Source organism: Blastocatellia bacterium (assembly GCA_035275065.1).
In the GTDB taxonomy this organism is placed as follows: Bacteria; Acidobacteriota; Blastocatellia; order UBA7656; family UBA7656; genus DATENM01.
Genome location: DATENM010000002.1, coordinates 37,335 through 57,355 on the forward strand (window position 1 = coordinate 37,335; position 20,021 = coordinate 57,355).

General features: G+C 62.1%; 15 protein-coding genes and 1 pseudogene. 11 read left to right on the forward strand and 5 right to left on the reverse strand.

Annotated features, from left to right (window positions below):
- Positions 1–27: 27 nt before the first annotated feature.
- From VJ464_00720 to VJ464_00765, 10 genes are all read left to right on the forward strand, one after another.
- Positions 28–789, forward strand: a complete 762-nt coding sequence (locus tag VJ464_00720; GenBank protein ID HKQ03624.1) for a nucleotidyltransferase domain-containing protein — start codon at positions 28–30, stop codon at positions 787–789.
- Positions 790–794: 5 nt separating this feature from the next.
- Positions 795–1,709 (forward strand): TIGR04222 domain-containing membrane protein, encoded by a 915-nt coding sequence (locus tag VJ464_00725; GenBank protein HKQ03625.1) that lies wholly within the window; start codon positions 795–797, stop codon positions 1,707–1,709.
- Positions 1,710–1,743: 34 nt separating this feature from the next.
- Entirely contained in the window at positions 1,744–2,619 is an 876-nt protein-coding gene (locus VJ464_00730) for a DUF692 domain-containing protein (protein ID HKQ03626.1), read from the forward strand.
- On the forward strand, positions 2,612–3,097 hold the full coding sequence (locus VJ464_00735; protein ID HKQ03627.1) for a hypothetical protein: 486 nt from the start codon (positions 2,612–2,614) through the stop codon (positions 3,095–3,097). Before VJ464_00730 ends, VJ464_00735 begins: the two co-directional genes overlap by 8 nt.
- Before the next feature lie 175 nt (positions 3,098–3,272).
- On the forward strand, positions 3,273–4,502 hold the full coding sequence (locus VJ464_00740; protein HKQ03628.1) for a type II secretion system F family protein: 1,230 nt from the start codon (positions 3,273–3,275) through the stop codon (positions 4,500–4,502).
- A 145-nt stretch (positions 4,503–4,647) separates the two neighbouring features.
- On the forward strand, positions 4,648–6,243 hold the full coding sequence (locus VJ464_00745) for a GspE/PulE family protein (protein HKQ03629.1): 1,596 nt from the start codon (positions 4,648–4,650) through the stop codon (positions 6,241–6,243).
- A 247-nt stretch (positions 6,244–6,490) separates the two neighbouring features.
- Positions 6,491–9,142, forward strand: a complete 2,652-nt coding sequence (locus VJ464_00750) for a secretin N-terminal domain-containing protein (protein HKQ03630.1) — start codon at positions 6,491–6,493, stop codon at positions 9,140–9,142.
- A gap of 46 nt (positions 9,143–9,188) precedes the next feature.
- A complete protein-coding gene (locus VJ464_00755) occupies positions 9,189–9,731 on the forward strand; it encodes a type II secretion system protein (GenBank protein ID HKQ03631.1) in 543 nt (180 codons plus the stop codon).
- A gap of 41 nt (positions 9,732–9,772) precedes the next feature.
- Positions 9,773–10,234, forward strand: coding sequence for a type II secretion system protein (locus tag VJ464_00760; GenBank protein ID HKQ03632.1), 462 nt, complete (start codon positions 9,773–9,775; stop codon positions 10,232–10,234).
- A 108-nt stretch (positions 10,235–10,342) separates the two neighbouring features.
- Positions 10,343–11,272 carry a hypothetical protein gene (locus tag VJ464_00765; protein HKQ03633.1) on the forward strand — a complete coding sequence of 310 codons (930 nt, stop codon included), beginning with the start codon at positions 10,343–10,345 and terminating at the stop codon, positions 11,270–11,272.
- A 214-nt stretch (positions 11,273–11,486) separates the two neighbouring features.
- On the opposite strand, the pseudogene VJ464_00770 reads toward VJ464_00765, so the two are convergent.
- From VJ464_00770 to VJ464_00790, 5 genes and pseudogenes are all read right to left on the reverse strand, one after another.
- Positions 11,487–11,660, reverse strand: a pseudogene (locus tag VJ464_00770) (plasmid stabilization protein).
- Positions 11,661–11,986: 326 nt separating this feature from the next.
- The gene (locus tag VJ464_00775) at positions 11,987–12,229 is read right to left on the reverse strand and encodes a hypothetical protein (GenBank protein ID HKQ03634.1); all 243 of its coding nucleotides are present in this window, start codon (positions 12,227–12,229) and stop codon (positions 11,987–11,989) included.
- Between the two features lie 135 nt (positions 12,230–12,364).
- Complete coding sequence (locus VJ464_00780) at positions 12,365–15,562, reverse strand: M14 family metallopeptidase (protein ID HKQ03635.1); 3,198 nt, start codon at positions 15,560–15,562, stop codon at positions 12,365–12,367.
- Between the two features lie 155 nt (positions 15,563–15,717).
- A complete protein-coding gene (locus VJ464_00785) occupies positions 15,718–16,980 on the reverse strand; it encodes a tetratricopeptide repeat protein (protein ID HKQ03636.1) in 1,263 nt (420 codons plus the stop codon).
- 236 nt (positions 16,981–17,216) lie between these two features.
- Positions 17,217–18,428, reverse strand: a complete 1,212-nt coding sequence (locus VJ464_00790; GenBank protein HKQ03637.1) for a hypothetical protein — start codon at positions 18,426–18,428, stop codon at positions 17,217–17,219.
- 213 nt (positions 18,429–18,641) lie between these two features.
- On the opposite strand from VJ464_00790, the gene VJ464_00795 reads away from it, so the two are divergent.
- The gene (locus VJ464_00795) at positions 18,642–20,003 is read left to right on the forward strand and encodes a hypothetical protein (protein HKQ03638.1); all 1,362 of its coding nucleotides are present in this window, start codon (positions 18,642–18,644) and stop codon (positions 20,001–20,003) included.
- Positions 20,004–20,021: the final 18 nt, after the last annotated feature.

The window sequence follows — 20,021 nt, forward strand, 5'->3', positions numbered from 1 at the left end:
GCGCCACATGGCAAGAGGAGAATTCGCATGGCCGAAACGCAGAACGCCGCGGCGCTCGCGGCACTCGAAGCGCCGCCAGAGATTCGCGCCGCCATCGCACGGCTCGGCGACGACCTGGCGCGGGCGGCGGGAACGAACCTCGCCGGCCTGATCCTTTATGGCGGGCTGGCGCGCGGCCGCTATCGCCCCGGCAAAAGCGACATCAACATCGTCGTCTTGCTTAACGACACGCAGGCATCGGCGCTCGCGGCAATCGCCCCCACCTTGCGCGCCGCGTGGCGCGCCTGGCGCGTCGAGCCGTTCGTCATTCGGCCTGCTGAAGTCGCGCGGCTCTCTGTAACCTTTCCGACAAAACTGCTCGACATCGCGCGGCATCACCTGGTGCTGGCGGGCGCCAATCCCTTTGCCGACATTCAAGTGTCACGCCAGCAGATCCGCTTGCGCATCGAACAGGGCCTGCGCAACAGCGAGCTGCGCTTGCGGCGGCGTTATCTTTCTATCTTTGACGACACGCAATCGCTGGCGACGACGCTTGCCGAGGTGGCCGCGTCGCTCAAGGTCGACTTCGCCGCGATGTTACAACTGGCGAATCGAGACGCGCCGTCAGAAGCGACTTCCGCAGCCGTCTTAGAGGCTGCCGCCGAGGCGTTTGATCTTGACCGCGCGACGCTGGCGCGCATCGCCGCGTTGCGCCGCGAAGCCGATCCGTCTGATGATCTGCCGGCGCTCTACGACCGCGCGCTTGCGGTGATCGCTCGCGCCGCGGAGATTGTTTCAGCGATGGAGTGAACGCCATGATGGTGCTACTTCAAATCAACCCGCTCGACATGCCCGGCCCGCAATTCCTGAAGCTCTACGTTGTCTTGATGATTGTCGCGGCCATCCTTGCGCGGCTGCTCAAGCGGGCGCTCGTCAGCCCGCGCTGGTCAGACCAGCGCCACATCAATCTCGATCCGTACGAAGCGGCCTACCTGCGCGGCGGCGCGCGACAGGCGATTGACGCCGCCATCGCCATGCTGGCGCAGCGGCAGTTGCTTAAAGTGTCACGCTCGGCGCACACGGTTTCGACGAGCGGGCCGCTGCCGGCGGGCGCGCATTGGTTTGAGCAGGCCGTGCATCACACCATCTCGCCGACCAGCGCGCGGCAGATCAACGACATTCGCTCGTCGTCACTGTTGACGCCGCATACAGACCGCCTCGCCTCGCAGTTGCAGCAATGGGGCTTGATTCCCGGCCACCAGCACTGGATCACAGCGCGCACGGTTTCAGGGTTGCTGATGCTGGCGGTGCTGTTGCTCGGCGTCGTCAAAGTTTTCGTCGGCGTCTCGCGCAACCGGCCCGTCGGGTTCTTGGTTTTCCTCTGCATCGTCACAGGGATCATCACGCTGGTCGTGATCAACTCGCGACCGGCGCGCACGCGGCTGGGCGATCAGGCGCTGACCCAGCTTCGCGGTGAAAGCGCCGCCTTGCAGATGGCGGCGCGCACGCGGCCCGAACGGTTGGCGAGCGGCGATGTGGCGCTGGCCATCGGCTTATTCGGTATCGAGGCGCTGGCCTTCACCAATGACTCGTGGTCGGACTTGAAAGCCGCCTTGCGACCGCCGGTCTCCACGGGCGGCAGTTCTTCGAGCAGCGGCTGCGGCAGCAGTTGTGGCAGTAGCAGTTGCGGCGGTGGCTGCGGCGGCGGTTGCGGCGGCTGCGGCGGATGAACCCGGCAAACGCAGCTTTGTAGCGCAGCGTACAATGAATCCTCAAACGCAACTTTCTAAAATCGGCATCGGCTGGCGGCCAGAGCTGGCGTTGATGATCGAGCGCGACCCGCAGATCGATTTCATCGAGGTCGTTGCCGAAAACATCTCGCCCGACGACATCCCGCGTCCGCTCCTGAACCTTAAAGAGCGCGGCGCGACGATCATCCCGCACGGCACCGGCCTGTCGCTCGGCTCGGCTGAACCGCTCGACCTAAAACGACTCGCGCATCTGGCGCGGCTCGCCGAAAGGCTCGGCTCTCCCTTCGTCAGCGAGCACGTCGCTTTTGTGCGCGCCGCCGGACGCGATAGCGGCCACCTGTTGCCGCTGCCGCGCACCCGTGCCGCGCTCGACGTGCTTGCCGAAAACATCCTTGAAGCTCAAGCCGCGCTGCCCGTGCCGCTCGCCTTAGAAAACATCGCCACGCTGTTCGAGTGGCCCGGCGCGGAAATGAGTGAAGCGGCATTCATCACCGCCGCGCTCGAACGGACCAACGCGCGGCTGCTGCTCGACGTAGCCAACCTCTATGCCAACGCGCGCAATCACGGTTGGGATGCGGCGGCTTATCTTGATGGCCTGCCGCTCGGGCGGCTGGCTTATGTTCACATTGCCGGCGGCGTCGCGCACCATCGGCTCTACCACGACACGCACGCGCACCCGACGCCGCGGGGGGCGCTCGCGCTGCTCGAACAGCTCAGCGCCCGCGCTCACTTGCCCGTGGTGTTGCTCGAACGCGACGACCACTTTCCCGTGGAGGCCGAGCTGCGCGCCGAGCTTGACGCCATCGCAGCGGCCATCGAGCGCGGCGCACAACGGCGCTCATCGCCGCGCGCCGCCTTATTGCCGCAAACCATGAATGGCCATGTCTGAAGAGGCGCGACAACAACTCGCACGCCTGCAAGCGCAGCTCGTGGGCGCGCTGGTCGAAGGCACGACGGCGCCCGCGGACTTTGACGGTTCGCGGCTCGCGGCGGCGGCCGAAGCGTTGATCTCGAAACGCGCCCGCGCCGTCGCCCGCGCCTGGCCACAACTGGCGCGTGTCTTCGGCGACGAGTTTGCCGCGAGCTTTGCGAGCTACGCGCGCGCACACCGCTTGCCATGTGACGCCAGCCCGATGGCTGATGGCCGAGCCTTCATCGCATGGCTTGACGGTGAGGGCCGGTTGACCGACGAAGCCCGCCTTGAAGCATTTGCTTTCGATGCGCGCTACAGGGTTCGCAACGCTCAAATCACGCCGCGGCGCGGCCCATCCTTGCGCATCCTGCGGCTCAGCGTGCAACGCCGGCTGATCGTCGTCATTCGCCTGCCGTTTGTCGGCGAGCGCTGGTTAACCACAGACATTCTTTGAAACCTTAGCGGCCCGTGCGCGTGTAAGTTCACTGTCCAAACAAAGTGCAAGAAAAGCGCAAGTTTATTCTGTGGTTGCGCCGCAACGCCTGTGATATTATTTTACTTGGTTTTACATTGCCCCAGAACGACGAACCGGCCACAATCAGCCGGCGATCAATTCGGGTTCAATCCCTATGGCTGAATACGTTTGCCGTTTAGGCACGCCCACAGGCGAGATCATTACTCGCACCATCGAAGCGACTGCCGAGCGCGAGCTGCGCACGAAGCTTGAGCGCGAAGGCTTCCGCGTCTTTTCGGTTGCCACGGGCGGCTCGGCGGGATTGCGCCGGGCGATTGGCGGCGAATCGCGCGGCCACAAGATCAAGACGGAAGACTTCTTGCTCTTCAACCAGCAGCTCTCGGCGCTGCTGCGCGCCGGCCTGCCGATCTTGCAAGCCATCGGCATCCTGCGCAAGCGCGTGCCCAATGAGCGTTTGCGGCTGGTGCTGGAAGACATCGAAGAGAAAGTACGCAGCGGCCAGGCGCTGTCGCAAGCCTTCGCGGCGCAGGGCGACACCTTCCCGCGCATCTACGTCGCTTCGATCCTTGCCGGCGAGCGCTCCGGCTCGCTCGACGAAGTGCTGCTGCGCTACGTCAGCTATCAGAAGACGATCACCGAAGCGCGGCGCAAGATCAAAAAGTCGCTCACCTATCCGGCGGTGCTCTTCAGCGCCTCGATCCTGCTGGTGATGGTGCTGTCGACGTACGTCATCCCGCAGTTCATGAAGCTTTACGCCGGACAGGAAGGCAACCTGCCGGTGGTGACGACGACGGTGGTGGCGGTCGCCGACTTTATCAGCGGCAATCTGACCTGGCTGATTCCGACGGTCATCGGCACGGCGATCTTTCTGCTCTTCTGGCGGCGCACGCCGACCGGGCGCTTGTGGATTGACCAGTGGACATTGAGGCTGCCGGTTGCCGGCGAGACCGTCAGGATGCTGACCATCGCGCAGTTCACGCGCAGCCTGGCGACGCTGCTCGCCGGCGGCATCACGCTGCCGGAGTCTGTAGAGATTGCCAGCGAATCGATCACCAACCGCGCGCTCAGGCTATCGAGCGCCGGGGTGCTGACCGGCATTCGCGAAGGCCGGCCGTTTACCGAGAGCCTCGAAGCCTCGGGCTGGGTCAGCGAGCTGGCCCTCGACATGATCGGCGTCGGCGAGCGCAGCGGCGCGCTGCGCGAGATGCTTGACGAAGTCGCCAACTTTTATGACGGCGAAGTCGAAGTCCGATTAAACACCATCACGACCTTTATCGAGCCGATCATCCTCATCTTCATGGGCAGCCTGGTGATGACGATTCTGCTGGCGATGTACCTGCCGCTGTTCAATATGATCGGCAACCTGAGCGGCGGACGCGGATAGTTGCCAGTGTGGGACAGGAGATCATCCCACCGGCATCCAACCGACAACTGACAACCGGCAACCGGCAACTGGAGTAAGAATGGCTGAACAGATCGACACCAGCGCGAGCGCAACCAGTGGCAACGGCGGGCGCCCACCCGCCGAGATGACTCAGGAAGAGATCGCGGCGCGCGAGCGGGCGCGGCGCTATCGCCTGCGTTTCATAGACCTCAAGAGCGAAGAGCCGGCTTATCACCTGATCCATGAGCTGCCCGTCGAGCTGATGGTGCGCCACAGCTTCGTGCCTATGCAGCGCGAAGGCGACCTGCTCTACGTCGCGATGGCCGACCCGACCAACCTCGCGGTCATCGATGAGATCGAAGCGCAACTGCACTGCCGCCTGAAGGCCGGCGTGGCGACCGCTGCTGCCGTCGAAGAGGCGCTCAAGCGCGGCGACACGGCGTCGCGCATGCTGCAAGACGCCACCGCCGGCTTCCGCTCGGAGCGCCTGGCGCTGGTGCGCGAGACCGACCAGGGCGAAGAAGTTCTCGACATGGATCGGCTGACCGGCGACGAAGAGATGTCGCCCATCATCAAGCTGGTCTACACGGTCGTGCTGAACGCGCTTGAGCGGCGCGCTTCCGATATTCACATCGAAACGCGCGACGCCGACGTGCTGGTCAAGTACCGCATCGACGGCGCGCTCTACCGCGCCGCCGACCCCATTGATATTTCGCACCACCAGACGATCATTCAGCGCATCAAGGTGATGTCGGAGCTCGACATCGCCGAGCGCCGCGTGCCGCAGGACGGACGTTTCCGCATCATGCTGCGCGGGCGCAAGATTGACTTCCGCGTATCGATCATGCCGGCGGTGCATGGCGAGAACTGCGTCATCCGTATTCTCGACAAAGAGCAGATCAACGAAGAGTTCCGCGACCTCAACCTTGATGTCGTCGGCTTCGCGCCGCAGGACTTGAAGAAGTTTCGCAAGTTCATCGCCGAGCCTTACGGCATGGTGCTGGTGACGGGGCCGACGGGGTCGGGCAAGACGACGACGCTCTACGCCGGGCTGAACGAGATCAAGAACGAAGAAGACAAAATCATCACCATCGAAGACCCGGTCGAATATCAACTGGTGGGCGTCACGCAGATTCCGGTCAACGAGAAGAAGGGGCTGACCTTTGCGCGCGGCCTGCGCAGCATCCTGCGTCACGACCCCGACAAGATCATGGTCGGCGAAATCCGCGACTCCGAGACGGCGCAGATCGCCATTCAGTCGGCGCTGACCGGCCACCTGGTCTTCACCACGGTCCACGCCAACAACGTCATTGACGTGATCGGGCGCTTCCTGAACATGGGCGTCGAGCCTTACAACTTCGTGTCGTCGCTCAACTGCGTGCTGGCGCAACGGCTGGTGCGCATGCTCTGTGTGCACTGCAAGCGGGCTTATCGGCCAGTCGAGCAAGAGCTGTCGGAATCGGGCCTGAACCCGGAGAAGTATGGCGATCAGGTCTTTTATAACGCGGTCGGCTGCGAGGTCTGCAACTTCACGGGCTATCGCGGGCGTACGGCGATCCACGAGTTGCTGGATGTGACCGACCACATCCGCGAGATCATTTTGGAGCGGCGGCCCGGCTCCGAGGTGCGCCGCGCGGCGCGCGCCGAAGGCTTGACGAGCCTGCGCGAGTCGGCGCTGGCGAAAGTGTTTCTGGGCGTGACGACGCTGCACGAGATCAATCGCGTCACGTTTGTTGAATAGCTATCCGTTGTCAGTTGCCGGTTGTCAGTTGGGAAGCGAGTTTACTGACAACCGGCGACGGACAACGGGCAACTGCTTAAGGTTTATTTCGAACTTTCGGCATGGTAGAGTGGTTTAATCGAACAGACTCGCTGAGAAGTCCGAACGCGTGGCCGCCCGGCACGAACCATCGGGAGAGGCGGCTGCCGGTAAGTATTAACCAGGTCCGTTGTTCCCGTGTGCGAAATTCATTTTTGAGGTACTGGTCATGGTAAAGAGGACGCTGAAGATTCAACAGGCGATAGCGCTCGGATTGGTGCTGCTGCTGAGTGTGCCGCTGGTCGCGCTGGCAAGTGACGACAAGAAGCACTACAAGCAAGGCATGCAATACGAGAACAATCAGCAATGGGACAAGGCCGCCGAACAGTTCGCGCTGGCGGTGGCTGAAAAGCCCTCGAACATCGAATACCGCCTGCACCTTCAGAAGTGTCTGGTCAACGCCGGGGCCATGCTGGTCGAGCGCGGCAACAAGCTCGCCGAGCAGAAAGACTACAACGCCGCCTATCAGGCATTCCGCCAGGCTTACTCTTTCGACCCGACCAACGAGATGGCGCTGATCAAGGCGCGGCGCATGCTCGAAAAGCAAGGCATGTCGACCAAAGACCTGCCATCGGGCAGCGACGAGGCCGGGCCGAAGATCAAGCCGGAAGACGACCCCAACAAGAAGGCTTCTTTCGTGACGACCTCTGTTGACAGCTCAGGCAAGCCGGTAACGGTTCCCATCGCCAACGGCATGAACTTCAAGAGCCGCAACATCCCTGTGCAATTGCCGGCGGTGCCGGGCAAGCGCTTCAGCCGAACCGACGTCATCTACCGCGACACGCCGCTGCTATCGGCGGTCGAGCAGTTGGCGCAGACCATGAAGCTCAACGTCATCTTCGACCAGCAAGTGCAGAACATGATGCGCGCCCAGAAGATCAACGTCGAGATGCGCGACGTCACCTATCCGCACGCGCTGGAGATGATCCTCAAGACCAACAACCTGATGTACGCGCAGCTCGACACGCGCACCATCGTCGTCGCCAGCGATAACCCGACCTCGCGCATGAAATATGAGCCTTATTCGGTGCGCACCTTCTACATCAAGAACGCCGACATCGCCGACGTCAAGTCCGCCATCCAGGGGTCGCTCGCGACCAAGTCGGTGACCCCCATCAAGCAGCTCAATGCGCTCATCGTCCGCGACACGCCGGCCAACCTTGAGCTGATCGAGTCCATGATCAATTCGATGGACAAGGCGAAGGCCGAGGTGCTGATCGACATCAACATCTATGAAGTGTCGCGCAATGATCTGCTGTCAATCGGCAACCAGTTCAACACCTCGGACGCCAACAAGAACGCCGGCACGTTCGAAGCAATCGCCGGCTTCGGGTCGGGTGGCCTGGCTCAAGGCTTCGCGCACACCTTCATCAACAACGGACCCTGGGGGTTCACCGCCGGCGTGCCACCCAGCCTGATCAGCTTCTTCCAGGACAAGGGCAAGGCGAAGCTGCTCGCCTCGACGCAAGTCCACGTGCTCGACGATCAGGACCAATCGATCAAGATCGGCCAGCGCGTGCCGATTCAGACGGCCTTCGTGCCGACCTACAGCACCGTGGTCACAACCGGCACGAACGGGCAGGTCAACAACCCGAACAACCCGAATGGCAACTTTAACAACTTCGGTTACGGCGGCAGCGGCTATCCGCAGATTCAGTACGAGAACGTCGGCCTCAACATCGATATGAAGCCGAACGTCTTTGAAGACGAAGTGCAGTTGAAGATGAAGATCGATTCGTCGTCGGTTGATAGCAGCATCAACCCGCTGACGCCGACTTTCAATCAGCGCACGATGTCTTCGATGGCGCGCATCCGCGACGGCCAGACGACGCTGGTTGCCGGCGTCACCCAGACCGAGCAGAGCAAACGCGTCAAGGGGCTGCCGCTGATCGGCTTGATCCCCATCCTCGGTCGCTTCTTCTCGACGCCGGAGACCAAAGACCGGCAGAGCGACGTGGTCATCACGGTGACGCCGCACATCCTGCGCCGCGCCGACATCCGCGACGAGGATCATTACGCCAAGTATTCGGGCGACGCGCAGAACGCTTACAACCAGTTGCGCATCGAGCAGATTCTCTACCTCGCCGACCAGGACGAAACGCAAGGGCCGGCGGTGGCGATGGGTGGCGGACAACCTGAAGCGAGGCCGGCAGCCGCCGTGCCTGCTGCCGCCGTGCCGGCGACCAACGTCGCGCAGCCGACGCCCACGGGCGTTGTCGTCGGGCCGATCCCGACGCAGCCGCCGGCCAACCGCGCAGACATTCAGCGCACCTCTGTGTCAGTGCCGGGCGCACCCGTGCAGCCGCACAACAACGCCGCTGCCAATCAGAGCCAGCGCAACAAGCTGGACGACGACGACGACGATGACGACGACACGCCCAACGCGCAGGGCGACAAGGCCGTGCAGCCGGTGATTGTCAGCGTGCGCGCCGCGACCCCGGTCGCCACCCGCGGCCAGGACCTCTACGTGGCGATCAATCTGATGGGCAGCAACGAGATTTCCGCGGCGCACATCTCGTTGACCTACGACAGCAACCTGCTAGACCCGAAGAGGGTGCAAGACAGCGGCTTGCTGCGCAGTGGCGGCGCGCCGCCGGACTTGCAATTCAACAGCGACGGCGGCCAGTTGCAGATTCAGCTTGAGAAGCCGCAAGGCAGCGGCGGCGCGATGGCGCGCGGTCAGTTGTGCCTGATCGTCTTCACGGTCAAGGCCCCCGGCACCTCGCCGCTGACGCTCAACGAAGGGCAGTGTTTCTTGCGCATGCCGAACGGCCAGATGTTGCCGCTCAAGCTGCAATCGTCGCAGGTCGAAGCCCGCTAAAGGTGACGTGATGAGGCTGGCCATGCAACGGAAGGGATTTTGGATTTTGAATTTTGGATTTTGGATTGGCAGAGCGCATGCGACCCGCCGCGCCGGCAATCCACTTTCCAAAATCCAAAATCGCCGGGGGTTCACGCTGCTTGAGATCATCATCGTCATCACCATCCTGTCGGTGTTGACGGCGGCGGCCATCCCGATGGTGCGCAACAGCGTCAGGCGCCAGCGCGAAGAAGACCTGCGGGTGGCGCTGCGCCAGTTGCGCCAGGCCATTGACCGTTACAAGGAATTCAACGACCGCACACAGGGCGGGGCAATCCCCATCGAATGGAAGACCCAGAGCGGTTACCCCAAGGAATTAAAACTCCTCGTGGACGGCTTCATTCCGGCCAACCAGGTCGGCACCACCGGCAACAAAGTTCGCTTTCTGCGCCGTCTGCCCGAAGACCCGATAACCGGCAACACCGACTGGGGCGTGCGGGCGTATAAAGACGACCCGACCTCGTCATCATCGGGCGGCGATGACGTCTTCGATGTGTTTTCAAAGAGCGACGGCACGGCGCTCAACGGCACGAAGTACAAGGATTGGTAATCAGGCGGCAGGAAGCAGGAAGCAGTATGAGAGACGAAGGAATGAGTAGAGAGTTACGGACAATCGATTCAGAGCGCACGTCGCAAGCGGCGAATGGCAATAGCCGGCTTCTGCCGCCTGCCTCGCGCCAGCGCGGCTTCACGCTGCTTGAGATGGTGATGGTGATGACGATCATCGTCATTCTGGCGACCATCGGTATCACCTCGTATCAGAAAGTGCAGTTGAAGGCCAAAGAGACGCTGCTCAAAGACGACCTGAACACCATGCGCAAGCTGATCGATCAGTACGAAGCCGACCGCGAGCAACTGCCGCAATCGCTCGACGACCTGGTCAGCGCCGGCTACCTGCGCGAAGTGCCGATAGACCCGATCACGGGCGAAAAGGATTGGACCACCGAGACCGGCGAATCAACGGTTTCGCGCGATGCCCAGCAGGGCATCATCAACGTCCACAGCAACGCCGCCGGCGAAGGCAGCGACGGCAAAGTCTACAGCGAATACTGATGAAAGGGGCTAGGGGCTAGGGGCCAGGGACTAGGGACTAGTGGTCAGGGAAGCATACGTTGATGCTCTACTGTCTTCTAGTCCCTGGCCCCTAGCCCCTCTTTCAGGATGTCATCACTACAGCGATACTTTCTCTCGCCGCAAGCGCCGCCGACGGCTGCCGGCTTCATTGACGATTCCTTCACAGTAGTTGATCTGCGCCGCGCCCGTCACGGATTCGCGCTCTCGGCCAGTGCCGTGTCGCAACTGCCGCCGGACGTGATGAAGCCGTCGTTTGACGAGCTGAATATCCTGAACATTGCAGAGCTGGTAGAGATCATCAAAGAAACTGCCGAAGCTGCCGGGCTGATGCGCAAGAAGCGATGGTCGGTCGCCTTGCCCGACTCGACGGCGCGCTCGTTTGTCGTGCCGCTTGAATCGAAGCCGGGGAGCCGCGCCGAACTCAACGAAGTGCTGGCATGGAAAATTGAGCGCCTGGTCGCCGCCCCGGCAACCGAGTTGCGCATCTCGCGCCAACGCATCAGCCCGCTGGCCGGGCAGGAGCGTTATGTCTTAACCGTGGCGCGCGAGGAAGTCATCGCACAGTACGAAGAGATTTTCGGGCAACTCCGGTGGACGGCGGGGTTGATGTTGCCGCGCCACCTCGGCGAGGCGCAATGGCTGGCATGGGATAAAGCGCCCGGCGACAAGCTGCTGGTGTCCGCGAACCGCCAGGGATTCACATCGCTGGTCATGCGCAATGGCGAGCCGTTGCTGGTGCGCAGTTATCAGTGCGAGCCCGAAGCGACCGCCGACGAATTGCACCGCTTCGCGCTTTATTACCGCGACCGTCTGGCGACGAACGCCGGGCCGCTATCGGCCATGCTGGTGCTTGGACAGATCGATCTTGATGAAGCGCAACGCGCCGTCAGCGATGCCACCGAAAGCGAGCCGCGCCCGCTACGTGCTACAGAGTTCGGTTTCGACATGAATACCGACGCGATCCGCTTCGAGCATTTGGCCGGCGCGGCGGGACTGGCAACGATTGCCTGGCAGTGAAGAAGGGGCAGGAGGCGGTTCTCAGTCCCGTAGGGACGCGATGTTTATAGTTACCGACACCGAACAGGACGAAGCCCCGCAGGGGCGCAATGTTAGTATTGCGCCCCTGCGGGGCTTGAGTCTTTGAGCGCCGCGATAACTATAAACATCATGCTCCTATCGGAGCTTAGAGATCGCTGGCTTCCTATTTCCTGTTTCCTGCTTCCTAGCTGGATTTGCCGCGACCGCTGCCTGATTTCTTGCCGCCGCCCGATTCCTTGTTGACGGTTGCCCAGGCGCGGCGCTCGGCTTCTTTCTCAGAAACGCCGCGATCCTCGTAGCCCTCTTCGATATGCTCGGCCTGGCGCTTCTGCTTGTCTGTGTAAGCTCCCTTATCTCCCTTCGGCATACTTACCCTCCTGTCTGATGTTCGTTCATCCTATGAATTGATTTGGAATGCTTACTGCGTCTCAACTTTCGGCATTCCTGTCTCACCTGATTAGGCAGCAAGCCCGATGCCAGCTTGAGCCGCTGTACGCGGTCTCTAACTTCATTTCCTAAGAGTTTTAAGACATCCTAGCAAGCCACCGGCTTTGCAGCGCCGCCTGCATGATAACGGTATGTGTATTGCTCAATAATAACTCGCGTCAATAGTTAAGCGGGCCGCGTGCCCGTAACCAGTACATCAACTAACCAGGGAGGACATCCATGTCAGCGAACAAAGATAATCTCGGATCACAGCAAGGCGGTCAGCAGGGCGGTCAGCAAGGGAATCAACAGGGTGGTCAACAAGGCGGCCAGCAAGGCGGTCAACAAGGTGGTCAACAAGGTGGCCAGCAAGGCGGTCAACAGGGTGGTCAACAGGGTGGTCAACAGGGTGGCCAACAAGGCGGCCAAAAGGGCGGCCAGAGTGGTCAGCAGGGTGGCCAGCAAGGAAGCCAGGGTGGTCAGCAAGGCAATCAGCAGGGTGGCCAGCAAGGCGGATCGGGTTCATCGTCCGGTAATCGTTAATCTAATAACCGGGCTTTAGCCCGCGCATGAAAAAAAGTCAGGAGAAGATGCCGGCCCCGCCTGCGGCGGTGGCAGTCATTTTCTCCTGACTTTTTTGGTGGCTCATTGATTGCGCGGCTTGCCTATCCAGACTGACGTTGCCGCCGCCGGCCCGACCGCGCTGCCAACGCCAACGCCATAAAGCTCAACCGACATGGCGAACTTCTTTTTCGACACCAGCCCGAGGATCAAGCGCACGTCCGCCGATTCGCCGGGCGCAAGCTGCTTATCTTCGCCCACGTCTACGACCTGCCGCGCGCCTTCTCCGGGCGGTGTTTGCGGGTCGCGCGTCAGCAGCACATGGCTGCGGTTTAGATCAGCGATGCGCAGGAATGGGCTGGCGATGGCGACGCTGCCGCGATTGGTAATTCGCAGGTTCATCACCAGGCGCAACGCGCCGCTGGTCGCTTGCCCCGCGCTATTATCCATCCAATCGATGTCCTGTTTTTCCGAAGCGACCAGGCTGATCGCGACGTTGGCGCCGACGTTCGCGCCGATGGTGAAGTCGGCGCGGCTGTCGCCATAAATCGCATTGCCAAAGCTGCCTTCAATCGCCACCAGGCGCAACCGCGCCGTCGTTGTCGCCACCTTGGGTATCGTCAGACTGTACTTTTCGAGGTTGCCCGCAATGTCTTCCACAAGCTGCGTAAAGCTTATGCCGCCATCGGTCGAGAAGTAGAGTTGCTGCTTCACAGGCTGAAAGCCAGCCTGACGGGGCAGCGTCCAGGTGACCGCGAATGGCTCGCCCGCGACCAGCCGCTCGCCGCCGCCCGGCGAGGCGATGACCAGATTGGGAATGTCACCGGCCAGCGTCGGCGCCATCTGGTGAATCGCGTCCGTGCCGCCCTCTGTGCCTGCGCCACCGGCCTCTTCATAAGCCGCCCACGCCCCCGTGCCGGTCGCATAAGCGGCGACCGTCGCCGGCTCGGCGTCGAGATTGAAGCCCGCCATGTCCGTAGCGTCAACATAGAGCCGCCAGGGGCTCGTCAAGTTTTCGTCCTGCGTGATGACCGTCTCGCCGGTCCAGGTGTCGTTGTCGTAAGCGGTCTTCTGCCAGCCTTCGCCCGGCGTCGTGGCGATTAGCGTCAACTCGTCGCGCTTCCCATCACGGCCCAGAGTGGAGCGCGGCGGCAGGGCTGTGCGCATGCCCTTCGAGAATTGTAATCGAACCTGCAAAGGCCCCGGCGCGATGCCGGGAAAGCGCGTGTCGGTGACCAGCTGCCGCGCGCCCGCTGTGCCGTCGGCGGGCTGCACCCAGTGCGCCGCATAGACGAGCTTCGAGAAGCCGCCGTCGGAGCCGATGCTATAGGCTTTGATCGATTCGAGAATTGGCGGCCCGGCGGCCCAATTCAGGATGGGACGGAGGCCAGCCCAGTTCTCGGCGTTGGTTTCGCCGATCTGCTCTTCGGGCACCGCAAAGTCGCAGCAGGTCGGGCGCATCTCGATGGTCAACGGCACGGCGACGCGGCTGGCACCGTAGGCGAAATCGGTAGACGAGCCGGTCACCTGATAGAGGTCAACCGAAGCCTCCGGCTGATAGAGCCTGCCGCTCGTCTTCTTAATCTCGGCGCTCACCTGCTGCGCCAGTTGTGCCTGCAACGCGCCATCGGGCGCGGCATCGTGCTGATAGCCCCACGGATAAAGAATCAACTGCGCGAAGTTGTGATAATCAAGCTCGGCGCGAAAGTGGCGATTGGGATCACGGATGAGCGCCTGCATGGCTTTGATCTCAGGCTCGCTGGTCGCCTGCGGGCCGCGATAGATTTCGACGTTCGCCGGGTCATCGCTGGCGCCGACGTCGTCTTGCAGGCAGCTCTTGTCCGCCGAGCAGTAGTCCCCGCACGGCGTGTCGCCGCGCAGTCGCCACTGGTAATCATAGTTACGATTCAAGTCAACGCCGACCGTCGAGGCGCACGGGCTGAGCGTGATCGGGCGGCGGTTCTTGCGCCACATTCGCGTGCCGTCGCTGATCGTCGCAGAGCCGCTCTGGCTGTAGACCAGGCCATCAGGGTTGACGATAGGAACGATCCAGATTTGCAGATGATCTACGGCCTGACGCACGCCGCTGTCGCTCGCATATTGATTGATGAGCTGATTGGCGAAGTAGACGGGCGATTCGACCGATATCCACTCGCGGGCGTGGTGACAGCCGGTAATCAGCACATCGGGCTTACTCGTATTGTCGGCGGCGGCATCGCGGGTGATCTTGAGCGCGAAAATCTCGCGCCCTTCGTAGCTCTGGCCAATGCGGACGTAAGCCGCCAGATCAGGGTGCGCCGCCGCCAGCGCCTTGAATTCGTTCTGCGTCTGCTCGTAGGTGTGATAATGGTCGCCGGCGGCCTGTGTGCGCATGTTAGCCGTTTTGTCGTTCGGGTTGCGCGGCCCGAAGCTGAAGGCTTCGCCGAAAAGCCGCGGCGCGAGCATCGAAAATTCTTCGGTCGTGTAGAAGCCCGCAAGCTGAAAGCCGCGCCCCGTGTACTGCGCTTCGACGTGCGCGTCAATCGCTTGCCGCGAGCCGTCGGTCGAGAAAACGTCAAGATAAGCGATGAGCGCGCCGCGCCGCATCAACAGATTTTCGCGGTCGCCGAGCCAGGCCGCGTTGCCGGTTGCCGGCGCGGCTGACTTGCTGAGATCGATCACCGCAACGCGCACCTGTGTGGCGCGCTCGGCCTCATCGCTTTGATAAGCCGGCGTCACGGCGCGCGCCGCCGGGTCGCCCTGCTTGCGGGCTTGCTGCCAATCGGCGACCGAATCGAAGAGTACTTCGGCGCTCAGGCCCTGACGCGCCAGGCGCTCGACCAGGTAAGGTGGCGCGGCGATGACGGTCTCTGAAGGGGCTGCGGACCAGATATGAAACTCAAGGCCGTACAGACCGGCGACCTGGGCGATGGTATCAGGAGTGGCGCGGACGCGGACGACCTGCGGGACGAATTCGTTGCGCGCCAGCTTCGATTGCACTCCTTGAAAGGCGCGCCATGCCGCTTTCTGCAACCGCGCGTCCGGATGCTGCAAAGCGGTGCGCCACGTCGCGTAAGCGCCCGGCTCGTCCATCTCGGCAAGCTCCGCGAGCGCCGCATGGAACTCGTCGGCGCGCGCCGACCCGAGCCGCGCTTCAAGCTGCGCGCGCCGCGCCTGACGATTGCCGTTGTCGCGCAAGGCGGCTGAAACGCGCGGCGGCAGGCTGGCGCTCACGAGCAAGAAAGCCGATAGGATGATGATCAATGACAGGATCGCCAGGCGTGTGGCGGCACGACACTTCAACGCATTTCCCTCTGATTTGATAATGAACCGATTTCCACTTAAAGGGGGCGGCGTGGTTAAGCGTAGCAGAACCAACAGACAACTTGCCAGTCAGGCAGTAAAAAAGCCACGACAGCAAGGCCGCCGTGGCTTTTGACTTTCTTCAACGAACCGGTTCAGGGCCGGCGCCGCCGGGCCGGCTTCTCCGGCTCGACCTGCTGTTGCTTCTTCAAATCATCAAGCACCGCTTTCACTTCGGCGACGTGCTTGTCGGTGGGCGGCGCTTTGGCGACAAAGTCTGCCAGATAGTTAGCGCCCTCCTGCACTTTGGCTTTTTCGCCCGTAGCTACCAGCGTCAGGCCGAGCCCGAACAGCGCATCGACATTATTGGGGTCGGTAGCAAGGATGGCTTTGTAGGCGGCTGTGGCCTCGTCCGTGCGCCCGGAGTTAAAGTACATCTTGGCCTTCATCACGTCCCACTTGCCTTTGTTGGCCGGCGTGTCGAGCGTCTCCGCCTGATCGATGGCCTTCACCGTGTCATCAATGACCGTGGTGTCGCTATACATTTCCACCAGCAGCGCGGCATTCTTGGCCAGGATGCCGTAGTAAATTAGCAGCTCGTTGTTGATGTTGGCGTCGTCGGTCGCCGGCACCTGCGCGCCGAAGGCGATGGCCCGCTTGGCCGACTCATAGCCTTTCTGGAAGTGCGTCTTGGCGACGTCCTTCTGCTTCTTGTTGAAGAGGTCGGCGCCCAACTGGTAATGGGTTTCGGCGAGCTGGGCGTTCGACTTGTGCGCCACCTCGACGAAAGCTTTGTGCTTGCCGGGATCAACCGCCGCCGCCTGCTCGAATTCGGCAATCGCGCCTTCGTAGTTGTTCGCCGTCTTCAACTCGGCGCCCGCCTTGAAATGCTTGATTGCCTCGTCGAGATTGGCCTGTAATGCTTGCGTTTCTTTGTTCTTCTCAGCGCGCTCTTTGTTAGCGGCTTCCGCCTTGGCGCGGTCGGCAGCCGAAGGCTGCGGGGCGGCTGACGTGGGGCTGACGCCGCTGCCTTTCATCGCCGCCAGCACCTGCTCGTAGGTCGGCACGGTGCCGTCGCCGGGGTCGAGCGTGAAATCGAGCACCGGCACCTGGCTGACCTTGATGCCCGTCTGCCAGGTCGGCGCCGCGCCGGGGCCGGAAACGACAAAGATGTAAGTTCCCTGAACCGGAATGCCGAGGCGGATGTAACGGCCATTCTTGTCGGCCTTGACCGGGTAAGAGCCTTTAATGTCCGTGCGGTAAATATCAACCTGCGCGCCGGGAAGCGGCTTCGCCGAGCCGTCCGCCGCTTTCAGCTTGATGGTGCCTTCAATCTGCGCCGTCTGGGCACTCGCTGCCAGCGCCAGCAGCATAGTCAACGCCGCAAGCAGCGCCGTTCTTTTCAACATGGTAAACATCGGGAATCCCTCCGTAAAATCTGCCGGCTCACAAGCCAGGTCTTCGCCAAACTGAGATGCCAGTGGTGCAAGCGTCAGTTGGCAGAACGATCATGAAAACATTCCAGCGTGAATGAATTAACGAAATCAATTAAGCCGTATAATCAGTGTATCGCAGCCATTCTTGGGGTGTCAACGCAACCGCCCGGCGCGGCGCGCCGCCGCGCCGGCGAGATTTGCAGTCCGCTCGACGAGGCTCAGGGAGCGCACGATTGATTGCAGAAGAAGGCCGTCACCGGCTTGCCCGCCGAGTCCGTAATCACCACATTGCCCGGCAAGCCGTTGCAGAATTTTTTCTTGGCGATAATACTCTGATACGTTCCCGCCACGGCGTCCAGCCCTTGCATCTTCACTTTCTTCGGCGCGATGCCGCCAATCGTCATGGTCGAATTTGCCGGGTACTTGCCGCCGGTGATGAGCAGCGAAAACGCGCCCGCCGTATCGCGCTGCAATTCGCAGCGGTCAGCTAGCGGGATGCTGCCGGGGTCGCCGCCGCCGCTCGCCGTTTTGCAGGTCACCGTCACCTGTACGCCTTGCTCGTTGCCGAGCGGGCATGGCGTCGGCGTCCCCTGCGGCAGCGCCGTCAGGTTGCGACTGGTGCCGTTCGGCCCAGTCGCGTAAATCAAAAAGGTCTTGCCGGCATTGGCCGCGCCAAAGTCAAACAGCGCATCAATGACGCTTGTGTTGACGATTACAAAAGCTTTCGACTGCACCACGTTGGCCGGGTTGCCGCGCTCGACGGCAAAGACCGCGGTGACGTTCGGCTTGCCGTCACTGAGCAGGAAGCACGAGCCCGGAACGATCAAGTTCTGCGGCACGGCACAATCGAGGCTCGAAGGCGAGGTCGAAATCACCACCGGCGCGCGCAGCCCTAAATCTATGGCCACGGTCTGCGTGATCGTGTAGGTGCCGAAGATGTTGTCATCGCCCGCGGTGATGGTCTGGCTGAAAACAACATTCGCCTTGCCGCCGCAACAGGCGAGCGGGAAGGGGGTGCCGGGCAGGGCAGGCCCGAGCGCCGGCAAGGTCGCTCGCACCAGCAGCGAGTTGACGATGGTGACGTCTTTGAGCGGAATCATCAGCTCGGGCACGCCGTCGGCGTTGGTGTCGCAGACGATGTTGATCGAGCCCGGAATAATAGTGCAACCGACAAAGTTGAGCGTCACTTCGCACAGCGCGTTGATGATGCCGACGGTCGAGCGCGGCTCGGGCACCGGCTGATTCGGCGCAACCGTGAAGGGCTCAGGGATGATGACGGTCGCGGTGCCTTGCACTGCAACGGCAGCCGACACGGCGCGCGCGACCAGCGGGTTGGCCGAGCCTGCGGCCTGCGCTTGCCAACTGACGAGCGGCGCAAGCCCCGCCGCCATCGCCAATGAAAGCAGAATCAGTAAGAGCCTCTTCGCCATGATATTCCCTTCCCCTCGGCGCCACCTGGTTGTCGAAGTGTGGCGCACCCGCGGGCGCGATATTATTGCCGCACGGGCCGCGACATGCAAGCCGCCGGCTCGACCGATCAGCGCGCCGCTGTGACAAGCGGCGCGCTGATGTGCTATTGATTATTCTGATAGGCGGCGTGGCGCAATTAGAATTTGACAATCCAGCAGAAGGAATCATCCCGCTTGCTAAAACTCACATTCCTCAAAGCCTTGAGCAGCCCCATAAAAACGGTGATGGCCTGGGCCGCACCGACGACGACAGCCAGCGCCGGCGCGGCCTCGGCGCTATGGACCTTCCCTTCCGTGCTCGGCTCGGCAATGTTGATCGCCTGGGCCGCCGAGGCGGCGCAGTTCCTGGTCTCGCAGGGCCTGGCGCTGGCCATCCTCGCATGGCTGCAAACCCTGCCCGAGTTCGCTGTCGAAGCGGTCATCGCCTGGCAGGCCGGCGAGACCATGCGCAACAGCACCAACGCCTTCGAGATTCAGCACGCCACGTCGCTGATGACGGCCAACTTCACCGGCAGCCTGCGCTTGCTGGTCGGGCTGGGCTGGCCGATGATCTATGTGACCGCCGCTATATTCCATCGCCGGCAATCGCGCCGCCGCCTGCGCGAGATCAAACTGGAACGTGAGCATGCCGTCGAAGTCGTCTTCCTGTTCATCTGCATCGCCTACTTCGTCATCGTCTGGTGGAAGGGCACGCTGACCATGCTCGACACGGCGCTGCTGTCGCTGATCTACGGCGTCTACCTTTACTTCCTCAACAAGATTCCGCCGCAGGAAGAAGAGAAGATGGATGAGCTGGATCGCATTCCGCGCTTCATCCTGCGGCAGCGGCGCGCCTTGCGCAACGCCATCATCGTCGGCCTGTTCACCGGCGGCGGCCTGATCTTGTACTTCACGGCGCATCCGTTCCTCGACAGCCTGAAAGCGATTGCCGTCGGCTTAGGGCTATCGACCTTCGTCTTCGTGCAATGGGTCGCGCCGTTTCTGTCTGAGTTCCCCGAAAAGGTTTCGGCCTTCAACTGGGCGCGGCGGGTCACGCAAGCGCCGCTCGCCTTGATGAACATGGTCAGCTCGAACATCAACCAGTGGACGATGCTGGTGGCGATGCTGCCCATCGCCTACGCGCTGGCGCTCGGGCAGGTGGGCGTCATCACCTTCGACGAGCATCAGCGGCTTGAGATTCTGCTGACCATCGGCCAGTCGCTGCTCGGCGCGGTGCTGCTGGCCAACATGCGCTTCTCGTGGTGGGAGGCGCTGCTGTTATTCACGCTCTGGCTGGTGCAGTTCATGCTATCGGGCTTTGAAGCGCCGGCGGTGGTGATGCCCGGCATGAGCGCTCATAACAGCCTGGCGGTCCGCCTGGCCGCGTGGCTGTCTGTGAACGTCGAGCAGGTCGAAACGCTGGCGCATCAGGGCAAGCTGTTGATCACGGCAAGCTACTTTGCCTGGGTCAGCCTGACTATCGCCGTGGCCTTCAAGCGCCGCAATGTCTTTGCCGCCTTCTCGATCTTCCCGCGGCTGATGCGCGAACACTGGTAGGACGCCCGGAGGTTCGGT